This is a genomic window from Streptomyces sp. NPDC005151, assembly GCF_053599875.1.
In genome coordinates, this window is the sequence record NZ_JBSFYR010000039.1 from 59420 (window position 1) to 66120 (window position 6701).

Annotated in this window: 8 protein-coding genes and 2 pseudogenes; 8 read left to right on the top strand and 2 right to left on the bottom strand. The window is 67.5% G+C overall.

What is annotated here, in order from left to right:
- Positions 1-81: 81 nt before the first annotated feature.
- The 4 genes and pseudogenes from sbnB to ACWD6R_RS21610 all read left to right on the top strand — a co-directional run.
- Positions 82-1107 (top strand): annotated as a pseudogene (sbnB, locus tag ACWD6R_RS21595) (2,3-diaminopropionate biosynthesis protein SbnB); the annotation flags it as partial.
- Positions 1108-1122: 15 nt separating this feature from the next.
- Positions 1123-1620, top strand: a complete 498-nt coding sequence (locus ACWD6R_RS21600) for a hypothetical protein (RefSeq protein ID WP_451820178.1) — start codon at positions 1123-1125, stop codon at positions 1618-1620.
- 53 nt (positions 1621-1673) lie between these two features.
- Positions 1674-1877 (top strand): annotated as a pseudogene (locus tag ACWD6R_RS21605) (IS982 family transposase); the annotation flags it as partial.
- A gap of 10 nt (positions 1878-1887) precedes the next feature.
- A complete protein-coding gene (locus tag ACWD6R_RS21610) occupies positions 1888-2037 on the top strand; it encodes a hypothetical protein (protein ID WP_451820166.1) in 150 nt (49 codons plus the stop codon).
- Between the two features lie 92 nt (positions 2038-2129).
- On the opposite strand, the gene murJ is transcribed toward ACWD6R_RS21610, so the two are convergent.
- Complete coding sequence (gene murJ, locus ACWD6R_RS21615) at positions 2130-3812, bottom strand: murein biosynthesis integral membrane protein MurJ (protein WP_451820167.1); 1683 nt, start codon at positions 3810-3812, stop codon at positions 2130-2132.
- Between the two features lie 295 nt (positions 3813-4107).
- On the opposite strand from murJ, the gene ACWD6R_RS21620 reads away from it, so the two are divergent.
- The 4 genes from ACWD6R_RS21620 (at position 4108) to ACWD6R_RS21635 (ending at position 5898) form a co-directional block, all read left to right on the top strand.
- Positions 4108-4653, top strand: coding sequence for a hypothetical protein (locus tag ACWD6R_RS21620; protein ID WP_451820168.1), 546 nt, complete (start codon positions 4108-4110; stop codon positions 4651-4653).
- A gap of 110 nt (positions 4654-4763) precedes the next feature.
- Entirely contained in the window at positions 4764-4988 is a 225-nt protein-coding gene (locus ACWD6R_RS21625; RefSeq protein WP_451820169.1) for a hypothetical protein, read from the top strand.
- Positions 4988-5464: a hypothetical protein gene (locus ACWD6R_RS21630; RefSeq protein WP_451820170.1), complete on the top strand. Its 477-nt coding sequence runs from the start codon at positions 4988-4990 to the stop codon at positions 5462-5464. Before ACWD6R_RS21625 ends, ACWD6R_RS21630 begins: the two co-directional genes overlap by 1 nt.
- 80 nt (positions 5465-5544) lie before the next feature.
- The gene (locus ACWD6R_RS21635; RefSeq protein WP_451820171.1) at positions 5545-5898 is read left to right on the top strand and encodes a VOC family protein; all 354 of its coding nucleotides are present in this window, start codon (positions 5545-5547) and stop codon (positions 5896-5898) included.
- Positions 5899-6362: 464 nt separating this feature from the next.
- On the opposite strand, the gene ACWD6R_RS21640 is transcribed toward ACWD6R_RS21635, so the two are convergent.
- Positions 6363-6563 (bottom strand): hypothetical protein, encoded by a 201-nt coding sequence (locus ACWD6R_RS21640; RefSeq protein WP_451820172.1) that lies wholly within the window; start codon positions 6561-6563, stop codon positions 6363-6365.
- Positions 6564-6701 lie beyond the last annotated feature (138 nt).

A 6701-nucleotide genomic window follows, 5' to 3' on the forward strand; every position in this document is an offset into this window, starting at 1 on the left:
ACCGCAGTGGCCTGGTCCGGATGCCTATCGAGGTGGTCGACCGAGGAACGGACCGGCCCCCTCGAGGATGGAGTGGAATCCATGCAAGGACACGTGCCGCCGTTCGCGGTGATTTCCGGCGCCCAAGTGGAACGGGTGCTTTCCGGGAACGAGCAGCAGGTGACGGAACTGATCGAGGCCGCGTACCGGGCACACGGCGCGGGCGATACGGTGAATCCGCCTTCCTATTTCCTTCAGCTCCCCAACCGCCCCACCGCACGCATCATCGCCCTGCCCGCCTCGATCAACGGCGAGACCCAGGTGGACGGTCTCAAGTGGATCTCCAGCTTTCCCGAGAACGTTGCCGCGGGAATACCCCGGGCCTCGGCCCCGTACTGCTGCTCAACGACCAGGACACCGGATACCCGATCGCGTGTCTTGAATCCTCGATCATCAGCGCCGCCCGCACAGCGGCCTCGGCGGCCCTGGCAGCGGATGTCCTCACCCGGCGCCACGGTCGCCCGCGCCGAATCGGTTTCTTCGGCGTCGGCCTCATCGCGCGGTACATCCACACGTACCTCGCCGCCACGGGCTGGATGTTCGACGAGGTCGCCGTGCACGACCTGGTCCCCGAGCATGCCGCCGGGTTCGGCAAGTACCTGAGCCGGAACGGGTCCGAGAAGGTCACCCTCCACGACCGGGCCGAGGACCTGATCCGCGGGTCGGACCTGGTGGTCTTCGCGACGGTGGCCGGGCCCCGCACGTCACGGATCCCGAGTGGTTCGACCACAACCCGCTGGTTCTGCACGTCTCGCTCAGGGACCTGTCGCCGCAGATCCTGCTGGCCTCGACCAACATCGTCGACGACGTCGATCACTGCCTCAAGGCCAACACCTCGCCCCACCTGCCGAACAGCTCACCGGCAACCGGGACTTCGTCCACGGCACCCTGTGCGACGTGCTGGCAGGCTCGGCGCCCGACCACGACGGGAGCCGGCCCCTGGTGTTCTCGCCGTTCGGCCTGGGGGTCCTGGACCTCGCGGTCGGAAAGCACGTCTACGACCAAGTGGCCGCCTCCGGCGAGCTGATGGTCGTGCCGGACTTCTTCCACGAGCGCAGCCGCTACGGGTCGGGGGCTGAGGGCTTGCCCATCGTCGACGCTCCTGAGCAGTTCAATCAGGAAGACCTGTACCTCGACCTCCACTCCACGATGGACCTCCCGGTCTACCTCAAGTGCGAGGGCTTCAACTTCGCGGATTCGATCAAACTCAAGGCGGCCACCGAGATGGTGGACGCCGCCGAGCGCCAGGGGCTGCTGAGCTCCGACTCCATCCTGATCGAGTCCTCGTCCGGCAACCTGGGCGTGGCGCTCAGCAGCGTTCCGGAGGCGGAGACCGTCCGGGTCTGCCACCAGCTCGCCAGGACCGGCTTCATGTTCGGCGGCTCCACCGGCACCGTGATCGCCGGCGCGCGCGGCTGGCTTGCGGGACACCGGCCGACGGGCCAGGTCACCGCGGTGGCGATCGCGCCCGATTTCGGCGAGCGATATCTCGACACGCTCTATCGCACCAATTGGGTGCGGGAATTCTACGGTCCGGACGTCCTGGACGGGCTGAGCACCCCCGAGCAGTACACCCACTGACGGAGAAGGAGAGGAACGACCATGACGAACCCCTTTGAGGACAACGACGCCAGCTCCTGAAGTCGGTGCGGCAGCTGATCGAGTCGGTCAACGACACCCTCAAAGGCCAGCTTGACCTGGAACAACACGGTGGCCGGACCTTCGAAGGTGTCGCCGTCCGCGGCGCCCAGCGCATCCTCTCGATGGCTGCCGCGATCTGGCACAACCACAAGACCGGCCAGCCCGTCATACGATCCTTGATCGCTTATGACCACTGATCACATCGGAATGACTCGTCTAGCGGCCGACGTTCCTGCGTCAATCCTCGCCGCCCTCACCGGGACCAGCGTCGACAACGCGACGGACTGGACGAACTTCGTCAAGCGCAACTGGACCGGCTACATCGCGATCCGTCGCAACGACAGCCAAGACGCCTGATCTACGGCTGACGGCCAGGAATACGGCACTCTCACGGAACACGTGTTCTGCGCCACCAGTTCGTGAAGTACGCCTTCTCGTGCCGCCCGGGCTCAGCGCATCCCTGGCAGGCGACGCAGCTCGCTGACCTTCATCAGGCGAGCAAGGAGGAGGTATCCCAGAGCTGTCGTAAGCGCCCCTGCCGCCAGTGCGACGGCGGTAGGCCACGTTCCGCTTCCCAGCCCGGCACATGCACGCGCTGCGGCCCAGCCCAGCCCTGCGGCTGGACCCGCGGCGCACAGCAGCTTCACGTAGGTGCGGCGCAGACCTCCGTCGTCGATGCGGCCCCCGAGCCTCCTGCGCAGCAGATACGCCGTGAGTGAGAGGCCGGCCACATAGGAGAGCGTGTAGGCCCCGGCCATGCCAACCACCGCCCAACGAGCGGGCAGCAGCAGATGACAGACCGTGGCCAGGACGATGTTCACCCCCGCCATCCAGGCCGCCATGAAGAAGGGAGTACGCGTGTCCTCGAAGGCGTAGAAGCCGCGCAGCAGCAGGTACTGGGCGGAGAACGGGATGAGCCCAAGCCCGAAAGCCTGCAGCATGTACCCCAGCGGGCGGGCCGAGGCGGCATCCGCTGCTCCATGGGCGAACAGCAGTGACGAGATCTGCGGCCCCAGGGCGAGGAAGAGGAAGGCGGCGGGCACGATAACCACGCCGCTGATCCGCAGCGCCCGGGACAGGTCCGCGCGCAGATCCGGGATGCGCCCCTCGGCGACGGCCCGGCTCATGCGCGGCAGCAGCGCCGTCACCAGTGACACCGTCACGATCGACTGCGGCAGCATCCAGATTGTCTGCGCGTAGGTGTAGGCGGAGTAGCCCGCGCCGGCCTGGGGCAGCTCCTGGTCGGCGGCGTTGGCGTAGTTCGTGACCACCGTCAGAGCGACCTGGTTGGCCAGGACGAACAGCAGCGTCCACTTCGCCGCGTGGACGCTTTTGCCCAGGCCGGTGCCGCGCCAGTCGAACCGCGGCCGGAACCGGAAGCCCGCTGCTCGCGCGAACGGGATCAGCGCCAGCGCCTGCAGGGCGATGCCCGCCGTCGTCCCGATCCCCAGCAATTGCACCTGGGCAGCGGTGATGTCCTCCACCTGGTCGGGGACCGTCATCAGGCCCAGGTAGGCGGCGAACATGCCGACCAGCACGACATTGTTCAGCACTGGGGTCCACATCATCGCGCCGAACTTCTCGCGGGCGTTCAGGACCTGCCCGTAGATGCTGAACAGGCCGTAGAAGAAAATCTGCGGCAGCAGGAACCGGGCGAACGCCACCGTCAGCTCGAACGCCTCATGACTATCCGGGCTATCCCGCATATACAGGCTCACGATCTGCGGCGCCGCCCACACCGCCAGCGCCGTCCCCACGCCCAGCACACACACCACGAGCGTCACCAGACGCTGCTCGTAAGCACGCCCGCCATCAGGCTGCGTCGTCCTGGCTCGCACCAGCTGCGGCACCAGCACGGCGTTGAGCGCACCACCGATCAACAGCGTGTACAAGCTCGTCGGCACCGTGTTCGCCGTGTTGTACGTACTGGCCAGCAAGCCCGTTCCCAGCGCTGCGGCCTGCAGTACCTGACGGACAAGCCCCGTCGCCCGTGACACCACCGTGCCAAAAGCCATCAGCAAGGACGAACGAGCCAGCCCGCCCTTGTCCTTCTTCCGCCGGGCGGCATGCCGCCCCCTTACCTGATGCTCCTGCGGCATGGTCTGCGCCGCGGAGTTCGCCCCCTCCAACATGCCGTCAACCTATGCCCCCAAGGTTCCCCGGCCCCAATCGCCCGCGTCACCCAGCAGGACTTCATCCCTGGTGATGCGGCAGATCCTCGACAGCCAGCAGCTCTGACGAACTCCCAAGCTGTCGCTCTCGCTTCAGGAATACGACGGCCACGGAACAAGTGCTCTGCGCCAGTACCGCTGCGCACCCAGGGCTGTTGCAACGCATGCAACACCGGTACCGAGCCCACCCCCGGCGCCTACCTCGCTCCCCCGGCCAAGCACCTGCTTGCCGCCTGATCCGAGAGGACACCAGCCCATGAACACCGCCGTCCGCGCCTCCGCCTTCACCGAGCCCGACCGGCCCAAGGGCCTCCAGATCCGGTTCCTCACCGTCGGCGGCAGCTACGTCGACGTCATCGGCCCCGGGCGACTATTCCGACAAGAACCGCTGGGACTGCCACGGCTGCAAGGACACCTCGCGGTTCCCGGAGAAGGGCCACCTGTTCAGCATCCGCGAGAAGGCCAACGCGCACGCCGCCGCCTGCCGGGCCATCCCGCTGACATGACCGCCCCTCGCCTGTGCGCCGTCCTGCTGCTCGCCGTCGCCCCGACCGTGGCCGCGGCGACGGCCGCCGTGCTCAAGGCCGGCCACCTGACGCTGCACGCCGACCGGCACCGCATCGAGCTGGTTCCCGGGCCCCACTGTTCCTGCCCCGGCTGCCGGGGCGCGGGCGGCTGGTGGGCCAGCGGGCCGTTCCCGGAGATGGAGGCGTGCGGCTGTTGGTCCGACCGGCGCACGTTGTGCCTCCCGCTCCTGCCTGCCCGCGCCGCCGATTCCTGGCCGGACGAACCCCCGTTCTGAAACAGCCTCGTCCCGGCCACACAGGCCGGAGCGAGGCCGCCGGGTGGCCGCGCATCGGCAAAGGGCCGGCCACCCACTCCTTCACCCTTCGAGATCAGGAGAACTCCAGCATGCACCGTCCCGCCACCTTCGCCGCCCTGCTCGGACTGACCCGCGCCGCGAGCGCGATCGGCGACTTCTGGGCTATCGCGGCAAAGACCGTGTCCGCCATGTCGAGTGTCTCGGTCCCGCGGCTTGTGATCGGGGCGGGCGGTTTCCTGCCGGAGGGCGTCGGTGTCGCGGTCGTCCGCCGTCACTGTCTCGCCTCGCGATTCGCTCTGGTGGGTGGTCGCTGATGGCTTCCATCGACCAGATCGCCGCCCTGGCGACGTTCGGCTCGGTGTGGGCCGTGCTCTCTGTCGGCCACAACCTCGCGGACCACGTGATCGGGCAGACCGACCGCCAGGCCGCGGGGAAGGCGGCGCCGTCGGCGGCCGAGATCGCAGATGGTGTCAGTCCGCGGAAGGGCTGGGGTGCATGCCTGCGACACGTCACCCAGTACCACCTGGTGATGGCCGCGATGCTGACGATGGTCTGGGCCGTTCTGCCGCTCCAGATGTCCTGGTCCGGCCTGGTGGCGGGCCTTGTCGTGTCGGCCGTGACCCACGCCTTCTTTGATCGGCGATGGCCGGTCCGCCGGCTCCTGGAACATGTCGGCTCCAAGGGGTTCGCCGAGCTCAAGGCCGCGGGGATGAACGGCATATACCTCACTGACCAGGCCCTCCACCAGACCGCGTTGCTGGTCTCCGCGCTGCTGATCACCATGGTGTGACATCAGCGACGGGGCAGGGAACGACCGGACGACGCCTTGAGCACCTGTTCTCGAAGCCCTGGCAGGTCCAAGCTCCGCGGATGACCTTGGAATGGAAACATGTAATTGTTCACTCGGTAGATCCGGTGGCCTTGGGGCAGTGGTGGGCCGAGGCTCTTGGTTGGGTTGTGGTCCACTCCTCTGATGAGGAGTTCGCGGTCCGCCCGGAGCCGGATCGCCTGCCGGGGTTGGAGTTCATCCGGCTTGATGAGAGCAAGAAGGCTAAGAGCCGACTACACCTCGACTTCAGGCCTGATGACCAGGACGCCGAGGTGGCTCGTCTGGTGGCTCATGGCGCACAGCGTGTTGATATTGGCCAGGGTGATCAATCGTGGGTTGTATTGGCAGACCCCGAAGGTAACGAGTTCTGTGTCCTTGGCCAGCGGCGTCAGTAAGAGCTCCTAACTGAGCGTTGTCCCCCTGACCGTTGTTGCGAGCCGGAGCGGCGTGCGTACCGGCGAACGTACTCAGCTCGCGGCGGAGACGTTCCAGCTCGTCGTCCTTGGCCGCGAGCACCGACAGCAGTAGTCGATGCCGCTCCTTGAGCCGGGTGAACTCGGTGTGGGTGCGGGCGAGTTTGCTGGTGAGCCGCTCGTTGACGTCCCGCAGCCGAATGATGCGGGCCTCGCGGGGGTCGGGCTGGTGCCCGGCGGCCCAGGCCGCTGCTCGCCGCTTCTCGAACTCGTCCTTGAGGTGGCCCCAGGTCCGGTAGAGGGCCGCGCGGGAGATCCCGGCCTCGCGGGCGAGCGTCTTGACGTCGCAGGCCCCTCCTTGAGGGATCTGCCCGGCCAGCAGGCGGTCGATGGCGGCTCGGATCCGCCGCTCGACCTGATCACGCTGGGGCTGGCTGAATGCCATGTCATCCGGCCTTTCCGGCTGCCTTGTCGATGTCTTCGAGGACGCGCATCGAGCGCTCGTGCTCGGCCTGCAGGCGCCTCTTCTCCCCCGCGGGGACATGGGGACTGGCCAGCAGGACGGCGCCGTTGTCGGCCGCGGTCTGCCAGGCGGGCCGGTGGACGAGGTGGTGGGTGGCCTGCGGGCCGCGGGCGCTGTCACACAACCCGGTCAGGGGAACTGCCGCAGACTTGGTGCCGGCGAGCTTGAGAAGCTGTATGCCTATCGATCATGTGGACGGTTCTGGTCGAACAGCGGCTTTGGGCGGGTGATCTTGGCCGGGTGGGTGCATGAAGACAGGGCC